13 protein-coding genes are annotated in these 15,218 nt (G+C 39.6%); 9 read left to right on the top strand and 4 right to left on the bottom strand.

The features are described from left to right. Window positions 1–578: 578 nt before the first annotated feature. Complete coding sequence (locus tag NRL14_RS18155; RefSeq protein WP_306725309.1) at window positions 579–1,955, bottom strand: NAD-dependent succinate-semialdehyde dehydrogenase; 1,377 nt, start codon at window positions 1,953–1,955, stop codon at window positions 579–581. 200 nt (window positions 1,956–2,155) lie between these two features. On the opposite strand from NRL14_RS18155, the gene NRL14_RS18150 reads away from it, so the two are divergent. Further along, the gene (locus NRL14_RS18150; RefSeq protein ID WP_306725308.1) at window positions 2,156–3,196 is read left to right on the top strand and encodes a nitronate monooxygenase family protein; all 1,041 of its coding nucleotides are present in this window, start codon (window positions 2,156–2,158) and stop codon (window positions 3,194–3,196) included. 78 nt (window positions 3,197–3,274) lie between these two features. On the opposite strand, the gene NRL14_RS18145 is transcribed toward NRL14_RS18150, so the two are convergent. Further along, window positions 3,275–3,790, bottom strand: a complete 516-nt coding sequence (locus tag NRL14_RS18145) for an NUDIX hydrolase (RefSeq protein WP_008137549.1) — start codon at window positions 3,788–3,790, stop codon at window positions 3,275–3,277. Between the two features lie 283 nt (window positions 3,791–4,073). Between NRL14_RS18145 and NRL14_RS18140 the strand changes: the two genes are divergently transcribed. The 6 genes from NRL14_RS18140 (at window position 4,074) to NRL14_RS18115 (ending at window position 10,516) form a co-directional block, all read left to right on the top strand. Further along, a complete protein-coding gene (locus NRL14_RS18140; protein ID WP_007377040.1) occupies window positions 4,074–5,414 on the top strand; it encodes a sigma-54 dependent transcriptional regulator in 1,341 nt (446 codons plus the stop codon). Window positions 5,415–5,472: 58 nt separating this feature from the next. Beyond that, complete coding sequence (locus tag NRL14_RS18135) at window positions 5,473–5,664, top strand: histidine kinase (RefSeq protein ID WP_033016122.1); 192 nt, start codon at window positions 5,473–5,475, stop codon at window positions 5,662–5,664. 28 nt (window positions 5,665–5,692) lie between these two features. Beyond that, on the top strand, window positions 5,693–7,177 hold the full coding sequence (locus NRL14_RS18130; RefSeq protein ID WP_306725307.1) for an ATP-binding protein: 1,485 nt from the start codon (window positions 5,693–5,695) through the stop codon (window positions 7,175–7,177). Continuing rightward, window positions 7,178–7,639, top strand: coding sequence for a response regulator (locus NRL14_RS18125; protein WP_007377037.1), 462 nt, complete (start codon window positions 7,178–7,180; stop codon window positions 7,637–7,639). It begins immediately after the preceding gene. Between the two features lie 10 nt (window positions 7,640–7,649). Further along, a complete protein-coding gene (locus tag NRL14_RS18120; RefSeq protein ID WP_033031441.1) occupies window positions 7,650–9,617 on the top strand; it encodes a hybrid sensor histidine kinase/response regulator in 1,968 nt (655 codons plus the stop codon). A gap of 284 nt (window positions 9,618–9,901) precedes the next feature. After that, window positions 9,902–10,516, top strand: coding sequence for a fumarylacetoacetate hydrolase family protein (locus NRL14_RS18115; protein WP_306725306.1), 615 nt, complete (start codon window positions 9,902–9,904; stop codon window positions 10,514–10,516). Window positions 10,517–10,570: 54 nt separating this feature from the next. Here NRL14_RS18115 and NRL14_RS18110 read toward each other — a convergent pair whose 3' ends face one another. Both NRL14_RS18110 and NRL14_RS18105 read right to left on the bottom strand, forming a co-directional pair. Further along, window positions 10,571–11,623 carry an aldo/keto reductase gene (locus NRL14_RS18110; protein ID WP_306725305.1) on the bottom strand — a complete coding sequence of 351 codons (1,053 nt, stop codon included), beginning with the start codon at window positions 11,621–11,623 and terminating at the stop codon, window positions 10,571–10,573. A 9-nt stretch (window positions 11,624–11,632) separates the two neighbouring features. Next, entirely contained in the window at window positions 11,633–12,067 is a 435-nt protein-coding gene (locus NRL14_RS18105; RefSeq protein WP_008137540.1) for a thioesterase family protein, read from the bottom strand. A gap of 202 nt (window positions 12,068–12,269) precedes the next feature. On the opposite strand from NRL14_RS18105, the gene dinB reads away from it, so the two are divergent. Together dinB and NRL14_RS18095 are read left to right on the top strand one after the other, a co-directional pair. Beyond that, entirely contained in the window at window positions 12,270–13,322 is a 1,053-nt protein-coding gene (dinB, locus tag NRL14_RS18100; protein ID WP_033016120.1) for a DNA polymerase IV, read from the top strand. 130 nt (window positions 13,323–13,452) lie between these two features. Further along, window positions 13,453–14,988 (top strand): leucyl aminopeptidase family protein, encoded by a 1,536-nt coding sequence (locus NRL14_RS18095; RefSeq protein WP_306725304.1) that lies wholly within the window; start codon window positions 13,453–13,455, stop codon window positions 14,986–14,988. The last annotated feature ends 230 nt before the right edge of the window (window positions 14,989–15,218 follow it).

The raw sequence follows: 15,218 nt of genomic DNA, 5'->3' as shown, positions 1-15,218 counted from the left end.
AGAAAAAAGCTATGCGCAGTACAGCCTACCTTGAAAAGGTACTGAACGCATAGACTTTTTTCATGCTCTTGCCCTGGGTATTAGCTTCTACATATTAATAGCTAGCTCTGGGTTTAATCGTACTTGGTCTCGCTCTGTTTAAGCATTATAATTGTGATGTTTTCTGTAATAGTGCTCACTCTATTTATGCCTTTAAATACATAGCTAAACTGGTTTGTAAGCGCAATTTAAAATAACGATAAAACCAGCGTGCTTACGTTTTTATTAAATAAGCTAAATTGTGAATTGAGTTTTAAATTATTAAAATTTAATGAAGTAGCAATGGTTAGTTTGTAACTTTTTATTTTGAAGGATATTTAATTCTCAAAAGCGCGATGTAAAATCGCACCTACGAATATATCCAAAATTCGGTACTATCACTTACTAAAAACCAAGTATTGTCTCCTGAAAACTACTTTCTAAAGCTATAAATAAAAAAGCCTAAAAGTGGTTACCCACTTTTAGGCTTAGTAATTTTTGTATTTTAAACACATATTAAAAATCTGTATTTAAACACTTATTTCATTTATGCAGCTAAATTAGCTGGCAATCATAATGCTTTTAACATTTACGAATTCACGCATACCAAAGCCGCCGTGTTCTCGGCCGTAGCCACTGCCTTTAACGCCACCAAATGGTAGATTAGGTTGTGCTAAACCATAACCATTGATATTGATCATGCCGGTGTCAAAGTGCTTTTTAGCGAGCTCAATAGCTTTTTTCTCATCTTTTGAGAAAATACCACCGCCTAAGCCATAGCGAGAGTCGTTGGCGATTCGCATTGCGTCGTCGTTGTCTTTGGCTTTAATAAGCGAAGCAACTGGACCAAATAATTCGTCGTCGTAAGCAGGCATACCTGGCGATAAATTATCAAGTAGCGTTGGTGGGTAGTAGTAACCCGTTTGCGATGGTATTTCGCCGCCTGTTACTATATTTGCACCTGCTTTTACTGATTCCATTACTTGGTCGTGAATGCCGTCGCGTAAATCTTCACGTGCCATTGGGCCTAAGTCTGTGTCATCTGCCATTGGGTCGCCCATTTTCATGGCTTCAAACTGCTCTTTTATTTGCGCTTTAAAGTCATCGTAAAGTGACTCAACAACTACATAGCGCTTAGCCGAAACACATGTTTCGCCATTGTTGATCATGCGCCCGGTTACACAGGTTTTAACTGCAAGCTCTAAATCGGCGTCATCGAGTACTAAGTAAGCGTCGTTGCTGCCCAGTTCTAACACTGTTTTTTTAGCGTTTTTACCCGCTTCTTCAGCTACTTTTTTACCTGTGGCATCACTACCCGTAAATGTTACGCCGCTAATTGCCTCGTGAGCAATGAGTGAGCTGGCGGTTTTACCATCGATGAGTAAGTTGTTGAAGCAGTACTCTGGGAAACCGGCTTGCTTAAATAGCGCTTCAATTTTTTCAGCCATGCCAAATACGTTACCAGCATGCTTTAATACGGTTGTGTTACCTGCCATGATGTTAGCGGCGCTGTAACGAATTACCTGATAAATCGGGAAGTTCCAAGGTTGAATACCCAGTAGTACACCCGTTGGTTGGTAGCTAATGATTGCACGGCCGCCATCCATCTCGCGATCTTCATCGGCAAGTACTTGTGGGCCGTTTTCAGCAGTATAACGACAAATGCCTGCGCACAGCTCAACCTCTTGTAAGCCTTGCTTGTACACCTTGCCCATTTCTTCGGTCATAAGTTTTGCAATCGCTTCTTTTTGCTCTTCAAAAAGTGATGCTAAGTTATTTAAATATTTCGCGCGTTCAGCGAATGACGTTAAGCGCCATTTTAAATATGTTTCGTGAGATTTTTCTATTTCCTGCTCCGCTTCTTTTTGAGAAAGCAGTGTATAGGTTTCAATGGTTTGCTCAGTTGCGGGATTAATCGTTTTAACTGTGTTACTCATTTATATCTCCTTACTAATTATGTATAGGTAGTAGTGCAAAACGAACACCAACTATTTAAAGATATAAAATTAAGTTTAACTTTTTGTTATTTATAGCTTTTTATTTTTTATTTGTGAGTGTGCTTATTTTTTATTTAGTTAGTTTTCTGATATGTTCTGTAAATAATGCAAGTTGCAGAAAAAATTACATGGAGAATAAAATGATACGGACACTTTTTGATATTTCAGTTGCGCTAATACAAGCGCCTATGGCAGGTGTGCAAGATGCCAACTTAGCTGCGAATGTTTGTGAGGCTGGTGGGCTTGGCTCATTACCATGTGCGATGCTTTCTAATCAGCAGCTTATCGAACAGCTAGAGTTGCTTAGCCGCTCAACCAGTAAACCTTATAATCTTAACTTTTTTTGCCATTCAACCTTGCAATATACCAAGCTGCAAAAACAACAATGGCATTCATTATTAGCCCCTTATTTTAATGAATACGCGATTGCTGAAAGTAGTTTAACGGACGAAGCTTCTCGACAGCCAATAAACCAAAGTGTTATCGATATTATTGCGCCTTATAAACCTGCCGTGGTGAGTTTTCATTTTGGTTTACCTGCGCCTTCTTTGCTTGAACAAATTAAAAGTTGGGGAACAAAAGTCATTTCTACCGCAACAACTGTTGAGGAGGCTAAATGGCTTGCTGATAATGGTGCAGATGCTGTTATTGCCCAGGGCTTAGAAGCGGGCGGACACCGTGGTCATTTTTTATCTATGGATTTAAGTTTGCATAAAAGTACGGCTGAACTAGTGCAAGAATGCGTTGCGCACGTATCAGTTCCTATAATTGCTGCTGGTGGAATTGCAACTGAGGATGATGTAGCACATATGCAAACATTAGGCGCATCAGGGGTACAAGTTGGCAGTGCGTATTTACTCTGTAATGAGGCAACTACGTCAAAGCTTCATCGTGATGCTATTTTAGCTCAACAAAAAGATAGTACCGCGCTTACTACGTTGTTTTCAGGTCGTGCTGCGAGAGGCGTTTGTAATCGCGTTATGCAAGAGCTTGGTGCAATACCTGCACATGTGCCACCATTTCCTTACGCAAGTATTGCAATAACGGCTTTAAGAAGTAGGGTTGAATTGCTAGGTGGTAGTGGCTTTTCACCTTTGTGGTGTGGTCAAAAATACATTCCAAGAGAGAACATTAGCGCAGCTCAGATTACACAAATATTAATGCAAAAATGGTCTGTATAAATGCGTAGCTGTAAATAGTTGAACGCATGTTAGCTACGCAGGTAAAAGGGCGTATAAGTAATTAAGCGTGAGTCGTAATTAAAAAAGTTGTTTAGCAATCTTTTTGAGTAGATAGGTTTCACGAAGGATCGATAACCCTTGCTTTTCACTATTTGCTAACGTGCGTTCGTTGTGTGCGATTGCATCGCTAATATTAACCCATTTAGCGGTCATTCCATTTTGCTGTTCGTAATGCTCTAGTTGTGTTTTACCCAGTTCGTCGGCAATATTACAGACGTAGCAATACGATTTGATATGGATAATATCAAAGTCCTCTTTATACCAAGGGCGATACTCTTCATAGAGTCCAAAAGCTTTAACTACACTTATTTGTTGTGCACCGGTTTCCTCGCTTAGCTCACGTATTAAGCCTTGTTCAATACTTTCGCCGTCATCTACTCCACCGCCTGGCAGGCTGTAGTCTTCATAACGATTTGTATACATTAAAAGTATTTTATTATTTTTAGTAACAATGGCACGGGCTGTTAAGCGGGTAAAAATAGTGCCTTCATTAATATTAATACCAGAGTGAATCAAGGTTTTTAATTGCTGCATTTCGTCTCCTTTTTAAGTTTGTAATGATAACAGTTGCTACCATTGTATAAATAGAAACGATTTTAATTATTTTTTAGGGTGTGTTCCTTTTTCGAGATTTAAAAAATTCAATCTTGAAATATTATCACGCCTAGTGATCGATTTTTTTAAGCATACGTAAATATTGAGTTGGTAATATAAACGCAGTGAATCACTTAAGTTAATTCGGGTTATTAGATTCTAGGCGTGACTTTAAATTTGTATTTAAGGTGCGTAGAATAATAAAAAAGCATAGGGATTTATCATGTTAAACATACTTTTAGTTGATGATGACGTTGAGTTTAGTGACGTTGTTTGCCACATAGTCGAATTCCTCGGCCATAATATAAACACCGCAACCAGTTTAAAAGAAGCACACCAATGGTTTGAAAATAATACTTTTGACCATGTGCTGCTTGATTTTATGTTACCTGACGGCAGCGGTTTACACCTACTTGATCATTTGAAAATGATTGGTCAATCTCCAAAAATTACACTTATATCGGGCCATCCTTCAGTTAAGGGGATTTTAGCTGAAATGTGTGAGCCTAATGTTGGGCATTTATTAAAACCATTACAGCGAGAAGACTTAGAGCTGGTTTTAAATGGGCCTAAAAAAACAGCTAAAAAAGTAAAACCCAGTGGTATTACGCGCCACTTTGGTAGCTTAATCGGTGAATCAGAGCCAATGCAAAAACTCTACACTATGATTGAACGTGTTGCTAAAACAAATGCTAACGTGATGCTAATGGGAGAAAGTGGCGCAGGTAAAGAAGTGGTTGCTCAGGCTATCCATAACGCTAGCCAGTGCGAAGGTCCATTAGTTGCAAGTAACTGTGGTGCGCTTTCAAAAGAGTTAATTGGTAGTGAATTATTTGGCCATGAAAAAGGCGCATTTACCGGTGCTATAGCGCGCAAGGAAGGTGTGTTTGAACAATCTAACGACGGTACTTTATTTTTAGATGAAGTAACTGAAATGCCGATTGATATGCAGCCAAATTTATTGCGTGTACTTGAAACTAAAAAAGTAACGCGTGTTGGTGGAAATAAAGAGATTCCCACCAATTGCCGAGTTATTTCGGCGACGAATCGCTCGCTTATAGATTTAGCGCAAAATAATGTAATTCGTGAAGATATTTATTTTAGGCTGGCTGTTTTTCCTATCGATATACCGCCACTTCGCGATCGTAAAGAAGATATTCCCCTTTTAGCTAAAGCTTTTTTAGAGCAACTAAATGATGAAAATGGCACTTCATTTAGTTGGAAGAGTGAACAGTTAAAAGAGCTGCAAAATTATGAGTGGCCGGGTAACGTTCGTGAAATTCGCCATGCGATACATCGTGCATTTATTATGAGCGATCCGCAATCAAGTGAAATTACTCTGCCTGATAATTTAGAGTCACCTTTTTCTCGGGTTAATAATAAAACCGCTGAAAAGCAGGTATCGGCAGGGCAAACAATCGAAGAAGTCGAAAAAGAACTTATTCATGCCACGCTTGATAAAGTACAAGGTAATAAAACGCTTGCAGCCCAAATGCTGGGTATTAGTACAAAAACACTTTATAACCGCCTTAATGCGTACGGTGGGATTGGTGAATACAAGTAATTTAAGTTCAGGTTAAATAAAAGGAAATAGAGTGTCTGAAGAAAATAACGAAGCCATAATGCTTAATAAATTAGTTCATGATGCAAGAGCCCCGTTAAATAGAATCTCAATGAATGCGGAGCTAATTAAATTAGTGTTGGAAAACGATATGCCCAAACAAAAGGCACTCGAGGCCCTAGATAAAATAATTTTAAACTGTCAGCAGTGCAGTGAGAGTTTACAAAATATTACAGAGCATAATAACGGTTAGTAAATTCAACTAAGGCATTTATACATCTATGAGCAAGCAAAAACAGCAAGGTAAAGCGAATGTTACATGGGCCGCTTTTATAGTCGTAGTACTAAGTATTATTGTGGGTAATGCTTTTTTGGCGTTAAATACTATTCAGGGGTTAACGCAAACCCAAAAGAGTTTAGACAACACCAGCATGCTAACGACGGCAATTGAGCAACTGCATTTGTCAATAGTGCAAGCTGAATCTGGGCAGCGTGGCTATTTATTAACAGAAGAAGATGATTATTTAACACCGTATTATGATGCTATTGGGCAGTTAGAAGCACAAACTAATCATGTAAAGTCACTTCGTTCTGAAATTGATGGTCAAGCTGAGCGAATTGCTGAGTTGTTACTGCTTGTTGAGCGTAAAATACGTGAATTAAAGAAAACAGTTAATCTTGCATTAGATGATAAAGAACGACGTGCGTTAAATATAGTTAACACACATAGCGGTAGAGACCTATATAAGCAAATTCGTGAACATATTAATGAAATTCAAGACCGTGAATTACTCTTTAAGGTGAGTCACTTTTCGAAATTAGCAAAAATAAAAAATGAGGCAAAAATTACCTTTGCCATTACAGCCATAACAAGTGCTTTGCTTATTATTGGTATGTTTATTATGACCAGACTTAATTTAAGAAACGCGGCGCAATATAGGCTAGAACTTGAAAATCAAAATGAAACATTAGCAGGTAAAGTGTCTGAGCGTACGCAAGAGTTAACCCTGTATTCTGATGAGCTAAGCCGAAGTAACCGAGAACTTGAAGAGTTTGCTTTTGTGGCAAGTCATGATTTACAAGAGCCGCTTCGAAAAATTCAAGCCTTTAGCGACCGCCTCGAAACCATGTTTAAAGATGAACTGGGTGAAAAAGGGATGGATTATATTGGCCGTATGAAAAATGCGGCGCAACGCATGTCTAACTTAATTAACGATCTATTAGAGTTTTCACGCATTACAACGCGTGGTAAAGACTTCGCTGATACAAATTTAAACGAAGTGGTAAGCGATATATTAAGTGATTTAGAAATTGCGATAAAAGAGTCTAATGCACGAGTAGATGTAGAAGACTTGCCGGTTATTCAGGCTGATAAAAGCCAAATGCAGCAACTATTTTTAAATCTATTGTCGAATGCGGTTAAATTTAGGCATCCGGATGTAAGCCCACACATAAAGATTAGTTATGTGCATGAGGATATTTTTAGTGCTGATCATAATACGCATTTAAGTTTCCAAGTTATTACTATAAAAGATAATGGCATTGGTTTTTCACAAGACTATGCCGACAAGATATTTGTTCCATTTCAGCGTTTACATGGTCGTTCACAATACAAAGGGACTGGTATTGGTCTTTCTGTATGTCGGCGTATTGTAGAGCGTCACGGTGGAACAATTACAGCCCAAAGTAAAGACGGTGAAGGTGCTACCTTCGTTTTAAAACTACCTGTGGAAGCTGCGCTTTTCACATTGCAAGGAGAGGCTTAAATGCCCTATTCAAAAGTAAAACCGATTACTATTTTAATGGCTGATGATGATGAAGATGATCGTTTGCTAACACAAGATGCCCTTGCTGAAAGCCGTGTACTTAACGAGCTTCACTTTGTTGAAGATGGTGTTGAGTTACTTGAATATTTAGAGCGCAGAGGTAAATTTGAAGATAAAGCTGTGTCGCCACGACCAGGACTTATATTGCTTGATTTAAATATGCCAAGAATGGATGGCCGTGAGGCACTTGAGGCCATTAAATCAAATCCCAACTTGAAAGGTATTCCGGTTGTTATTCTAACTACGTCTAAACAAGAAGAGGACATGGTTAAAGGTTACAACTTAGGCGCTGCATCGTATATAACCAAACCCGTGACGTTTGATGGCTTGGTTGAGCTAATGAAAACGCTAGGAAAGTATTGGGTAGAGTTTGTAGAGCTGCCGACAACTTTTAACGATTAAAGGAGATTTTATGTTAGATAAAGTGACTCAGTTGCTGCTTGTAGAAGATGATGAAGATGATTACATACTCACCTGCGACTATTTAGACCAATTGGATTCACACACGTTTAACATTCAATGGATTAGCTCCCCAGAGCAGGCAATTGAAACGCTTAGTAAAAATGAGCATGACATTTGCCTGCTTGATTACCGCCTAGGTGCATCTAATGGATTAGATGTATTAAAAGAAGCCATTGCGAATGGCTTTAGCGGCCCAATTATTATGCTTACTGGGCAGTCAAACGACGAATTAGATTCAGCGGCGCTTGATGCTGGTGCAGTAGATTACTTAATAAAAACAGAAATGAGCTCGAGCCGTTTTGCACGCGCTATTCGTTATGCACTTGCTCGTAAAGATGTTGAAGGCGAGCGAGTAGAGCGTTTAAAAGCCGAAGCCGAAAATCGCTCAAAAGATCGCTTTTTAGCTCATTTGAGCCACGAATTACGTACCCCTCTATCGTCCATTTTAGGGTACACCGAACTCTTAATGCAGAGCGACTTTAGTCAGCAAGCAGAAAATGAGCTAGGTGTTATTTATCGAAACGGTAAGCACTTATTGAGCTTGTTAAACGATGTACTCGATTTATCTAAAATAGCTGCCGATAAACTAGAGCTGACCCTAAGTGAAGTTAATCTCGATAGCATGCTTGCTGATGTATACACATTAATGCGTGTGTCTGTGCTCGATAAAGGCCTTACGCTTCGCTTTGAATCAAATCAGCCATTACCTTTGGTTGCACAACTAGATGCAACAAGGGTGCGTCAAATTTTAATAAATTTGATAAATAATGCGGTTAAATTTACCGATAAAGGCGAAATAGTTGTTAATGCGTGGACACAGTGGGTTGATGAGCGCGAAATGCTATTTTTTAGCATTAAAGACTCAGGTATGGGCATTGCCCCTGAAAAACAAGAACTGATTTTTAAACCGTTTGAGCAAATTGCCGATGTAGAATCGCGCTCTGTTGGTGGTGCTGGTCTTGGTTTGGCAATATGCGCTGAGTTATTAGCGCGTATGCAAGGAAGCATTAGTTTAGACTCCGAAATTGGCAAAGGCTCTACATTTACTATTTCTGTGTATCCGGGCGATATAAGTGAAGTAGAACGACAGGTACTTAATTTTAGCAGTGCCCCACAATTACAAAGTAAATCAGCACCTTGTAAGGTGCATGGACGTGTATTAGTGGTAGATGATTTACGCGATTTACGCATGTTGGTTGGCCACATGATTAGTACTTGTGGTGCAAGGGTTGATTATGCGGAGCATGGGCAACAAGCGCTGGAAAAAGTGCGTATTGCGGATGCTTACAAAGCTCCATATGATATTATTTTTATTGATATTCATATGCCTGTAATGGGTGGCAAGGAAGCGACTATAGAGCTTAGAAAAATGGGCTATAAAGGCCCAATAATTGCGCTTACAGCGGCAACGATGAAAGGCATTCGAGAGGAATTGGCAGCCCTTGGTTTCAACGATGTAATCCCCAAACCAGTTGACAGTGCAGTTTTGTACCAGTGTTTACAAGATTACTTAGTGGCGCCTGAAAGCGCACCACAACCTAAAAATATAAATAGTAGTAAAAGTTTAACCGAGAAGAAACAGCGTTTTTTACTTGTTGAAGATGACCACGATGCTGCGCAAATTACGCAACTACTTTTAGAAAGTTTAGGTGTAGAGACCGTGATTGCATCGAGTTGCGCGCAATGTTTACAAATACTCAATCACGATCAGCAATTTAATAAAGTATTGTTAGATATGCACTTACCTGATGGGCGTGGCATTGATTTAGGCCAGCAAATTAATGAACGATACCCTGAATTACGTTTAGTGATTGTAAGTGGCGCAGAGCCAGATCCAAGAGAAATAAAAGATTTAAATATTGACCGAGTTTTACTTAAACCTATTAATTTGAGCTTACTTGAAACGCTTATTAGTTAGGGCCTGTTTATCTTTAGAGGTTGAATTTACAGCAGTATGTTTGGTATTTAGGCAAGGCAGAGCCTGTGTAGTGTGGTTATTCCCCATAAATAGGCGATAACGTAGCACAAATGCCAAATATGTGCTGCCCGAAGGGTTCTGCCCAGGGGCTATTTACTCTTTATTGCTCGGTTTTTACTTAGCCCACTAGGTTACAAACCTCGCGCCGCGATTAAATAGCCCCTAGATTGAACAAATTTTAATCCTGAAAGGTCAACAGGCCCAATAACTGAGACATTATTTATATGAATTCAATAAAGCTAGTATCTGAAGAATTAACGCCAACAAAAATAGTCTGTGTTGGCCGTAATTACACCGCACACATTGCAGAGTTAAACAACGAAACGCCAGACCAGATGGTGTTATTTAACAAACCAAATAGCGCGATTACTAATACGCTATTTGCAGCTCATAACGGCGATACGCTGCATTACGAAACCGAGTTATGTTTTGTAATTAAAAATAAAAAATTTGTAGGCGTTGGACTCGGCCTTGATTTAACTAAGCGCACTGTGCAAAGTAAATTAAAAAATAAAGGGCTACCTTGGGAGCGCGCTAAAGCGTTTAATGGTTCTGTTATTTTAAGTGATTTTATAGAGTTAACAGCCGCAATGGAACACTTTACCTTTGAACTTAAAATTAATAATGAAGTTGTTCAGCAAGGCGATACTCATTTTATGCTGCATAATCCGGATTCTATTTTACAAGAAATTAGCGAGTTTATGGGTTTAGAAGATGGTGATGTGGTTATGACAGGTACGCCGTCAGGCGTAGGTGAAGTGATTGCCGAAAGTGTGTTCACAGTAAGACTTTACGCTAATGAGCAATGCTTACTTGAGCAGCAATGGAGTGTAAGTTAACTGGACAATTAAACAGGTAATTAAACGTGATTTAGTTACCTGTTTAGGTTTGTATTAATAGGGCATTGGATTGTTTCTAAAAATAACATCGATACTTGTAAGTACGTCGTCACTTAGCGTGATATCAAATGCATCAATATCTTCTTTTAATTGCGCCATATTTGTTGCGCCAATAATTGAAGACGTTACACCGTTTACTTGATTACACCATGCAAGAGCTAGTTGAGCAGGGGAAATATTGTGATCATGCGCAAGTTCAACATACTGTTTGGTTGCTTGCTCTGCGTTTGGTGTATCTCTAAAAATACCGTTACGTTGCATAAAGGTCCAGCGAGAGCCTTCAGGGCGAGCGCCGTTTAAGTATTTACCCGTTAATAAACCGGCAGCCAGAGGCGACCATGGTAAGTAGGCAATATCTTCATGAACACATTGCTCTATTAAATACGGCCAGTCTTTAGCATGCGCTAGGCTAAACTCGTTTTGAATAGATACCATGCGCGATAAGTTATGCTCTTTGGCCAAACTTAAAAATTGGCTTATTCCCCAAGGTGTGTCGTCAGATAAACCACAATGCTTGATTTTACCTGCTTTAACACAATCGTTTAAACCTTCTAAAATATCCAGCATGCCAGCTTGGTGTTCTTGTGTGTTTACGTCGGTAAATTTAAGCATACCTGGCCACTGCCTACCAAAATGTGGGGTAGAGCGGTTTGGCCAATGTAATTGGTATAAATCTATGTAGTCGGTTTGAAGGCGCTTGAGTGAATCGTCCACTGCTTCTATTACTGTTTGGCGAGTAATATTACCGCCATCGCGAACCCATGCTAAGCCGTTACCAGCAATTTTGGTTGCAAGTACAATTTTATCGCGCTTTTGTTGGTTACGTGATAGCCAGTTGCCAATAATTTGTTCAGTTTTACCATAGGTATCGGGTGATGGAGGAACTGCGTACATTTCGGCTGTATCAATAAAGTTTACGCCTTGAGCAAGTGCGTAGGCTATTTGTTCATCAGCATCATTTTGGGTATTTTGCATTCCCCAAGTCATACTACCTAGACATACTCTTGAAACATTAACACCACTGCTTCCTAGTGGACTGTATTGCATAAAATTTCCTTATTGCTCGTCTTGAGCGTAGCTAATTAAAGCCGATAAAAGAGGCTCTGAAATAGGGGCTTTTTGACCTGTTTCAAAATCAAACATAACCACTTTCGAATTACCGGTTGTGGTTATGGCATTTTGTGCGTGACTAAATACTGTATAATTCATCATAAATCGGTCTGTTTTAATGTCAGAAATAGTGACGCCTACAGTAAGGGTATCTGGAAAAGTAACAGGGCGCTTATAACGAATATTATTTTCGCTTATAACAGGGCCAATGCCGCTTGGGCTAATTGTATCAAATAAGTTTATTTTATTTAAAAAGTCGATTCTGGCTATTTCAAAGTAACGCAAGTAAACCACATTGTTTACGTGTTGAAGGGCATCCATATCGGCCCACGCTACAGTAATGTCAGTATGAATAGGGTGCTGATCTTTAAACGTTTGCATGCACTTTAACTCTTTATTTTAAAGCACTAGATTATCAATATGACGATATGACCTCAAGGTAATTAGTGCGCTGTTTTTATGTATGACGAGTTTATTAAACTTGAACCCACTATAATAAATCGATTAATCAGAGTTTAGGAGCTTGCTTATTAATAATGATTAAACAATAATGGCTGTATAAATAAACAGTGTTGTAATGGTGATGAAAAAGTTTATTCATATAGATATGGACTGCTTTTATGCGGCAGTTGAGATGCGCGATAATCCTAAGCTGGCCAATGTGCCGCTTGCTATTGGTGGCAATAGTCGCAGAGGTGTACTTTCTACAGCCAACTACATTGCCAGAGAGTATGGCGTGCGCTCAGCTATGTCTAATTATCATGCAAAACAATTATGCCCTGATTTAGTTATTGTACCTGGGCGCATGGCTGTTTATAAAGAAGCTTCAAATCAAATACGTGAAGTATTTAATCGTTACACCAACTTAATTGAACCACTCTCTCTTGACGAAGCTTACCTTGATGTAACTGATAGTAGCGTTTGTAAAGGCAGTGCTACGCTTATTGCGCAGCAAATAAGAGCTGATATTTATAATGCTACAGGGCTTACTGCATCCGCTGGTATTGCACCAATTAAATTTATTGCCAAAATAGCGAGTGATGAAAACAAGCCTAACGGTCAGTTTGTTGTATTACCTGATGAGGTGGATGATTTTTTAGCACAGTTACCTCTGGGTAAAATTCCGGGTGTCGGTAAAGTAACGCTCGAAAAACTCAATTTAAAAGGATTATATACAGGTAAAGATGTACGCGAAAAAGGCGTAAATTGGATGCAACAGCATGTAGGTAATTTTGGCGTATCGCTTTACCAAAAATGTGCAGGTGAGTATGTCGGTAAGGTATCTACTAATCGTATTAGAAAGTCGCTAAGTGTTGAGCATACCTATGAGTATAACAAAACCAGCTTACAAGAATGCCTAGAACAGTTGCCTACGTTGTTAGATGAGTTAAAGGTGCGCTTGGAAAAACAACAATTACAAAATCGGATTAATAAACTGAGCGTTAAGGTTAAATTTGCGAATTTTATAGTAACCTCTGCGGATCAGGCTTATCACCAATTAAATACTGAGGTTTTTACACAACTACTTACTAAAGCTTTCCAGCGAGGTGTGCAGCAACCGGTCAGGCTTTTAGGTATTGGGGTGGGCATAAAAAATCAACCAGATCAAAACTTCCAACTTAGTATTCTCGATTAAGCTGTAAAGCCTGTAATTGCAAGTTGCCACTAAAAAGTGGATTAAACTAAACACTTATCGCAGCTTGCTGGTCTTCAATATTCAAATCGACGATAATAGGGGCTTATGTTTTTTAACAGGACCTTTATTTATGGCATATCCAAAAGCCGTGTTGGCTCAGCCAGTAAGTGCTAGCCTTGAATCCGCATCACATGATGCATTAATCATTATTAGTGATGACTTTTCTCAATTACCAAATAATTCGCTACGTGATGCTGTTTTAGCACAATCAAAAGTAGATTCTCGCATTGGTAAGCAAGTTATTTTATTAGTGATTGAAAGTAAGCGTGTAGTACTTGCGCCAACCGGTCCGCTAAACAGAGATTATGACGATGTGCGCCGTTATTTTGATGCAGCTAAACTTGCAATCAACGAAGCGAAAGCATCGGGTAGTATTAACCCTGCATTATTTTTACCAAATTTAAATGGCGATAGCCGTTATCAGCATGCTTTAGAAGTTGCTTATTTAGGTGCTTGCCAAGCATTATGGCAGCCATTAGAAGCGCGTGAGTTTCATGGTGAAGGTATTGAACCGATAACAAGTATTGGTTTAGTTGGTGCTAGCGAGCAAACAATTAAAGCCGTTAATGCAATTGCTGCTGGTCAATATGCTGCGCGTGATTTATGCGGTACTGAACCTGAACGTATGGCTCCACCGCGCTTTGCTGATTACTGTGTTGATTTATTTAAAGGCTCAAACATTGCGGTTGATGTAATCGATGATATTGCAGCTATTGATAAAAATTACCCAATGTTAAGTACAGTTGCTCGCGCATCGTATGCAGTTGAGCGCCATCACCCACGTGTTGTTAAGCTTGAATATGTACCAGAGGGTGAAATTACTCGTACCCTAATGTTTGTTGGTAAAGGCCTTGTATACGATACAGGTGGAGCCGATTTAAAAGTAGGCGGATATATGGCTGGCATGAGTCGTGATAAAGGCGGCGCAGCTTCTGTTGCGGGCTTTATGAAAGCAGTTGCTGATTATCAACCTAAAGGCGTTAAAGTAGTATCGTACTTAGCCGTTGTTCGCAACTCTATTGGTTCGGATTGCTTTGTACCAGATGAAATAATTACTAGTCGTGAAGGTGTGCGTGTACGCATCGGTAACACCGATGCAGAAGGGCGTTTAGCAATGGGCGACCTGCTTAGCGAAATGAAAGATTTAGCTAAAACTGAGGTTAATCCAACGTTATTTACTGTAGCTACATTAACGGGTCATGCAGCTCGGGCAATGGGTCCATACGGTGCGTATGTTGAAAATGGTCCAGCTCGTAGTGCTGGTGTTTCACGTCAAATAGCTGACCTTGGAGATTTGTGGGCCGATGGCGCTGAAGTGTCGCGTTCACGACGTGAAGACTACGACTTTATTAAACCACGTACGCTAGCTGACGATGTTTTATCTAGCAATAACGCAGCATCTGCCGTTACTGCGCGTGGGCATCAGTTCCCAATGGCGTTTATGGCTATTGTTGGTGGGCTAGATAAGCACGGTAACGACTCTGCACAGCCTCTACCTTACGTACATATGGATATTGCGGGTAGCGGCGTTGAAGGTGGTGATTGGCAGCACGGTAAGCCAACTGCGGCATCAGTAACTAGCTTGTTTGCTCGTTACTGTTTATAAAATTTAAGGCCTGTTGACCTTTGTGGATTAAAATTTGTTATACCCAATGGCGGTTTGATCACGACTCGAAATTTTTAACCTAGTGGGCTAGGTAGTTGCTCCTGCGTTACTTATATATGTAACGTAGGATGAGGCCAAAGGGTAGAGTATGTTTGTCATTTATGAAGAATAACCAGATACCATAAATAGGCACTGCTTTGCTTAATTACCAAACATACAGCTGAAAATTT

Source organism: Pseudoalteromonas sp. 20-92 (genome assembly GCF_030847595.1).
Taxonomy (GTDB): domain Bacteria; phylum Pseudomonadota; class Gammaproteobacteria; order Enterobacterales; family Alteromonadaceae; genus Pseudoalteromonas; species Pseudoalteromonas fuliginea.
This window is presented reverse-complemented; position numbering and strand designations above follow the sequence as displayed.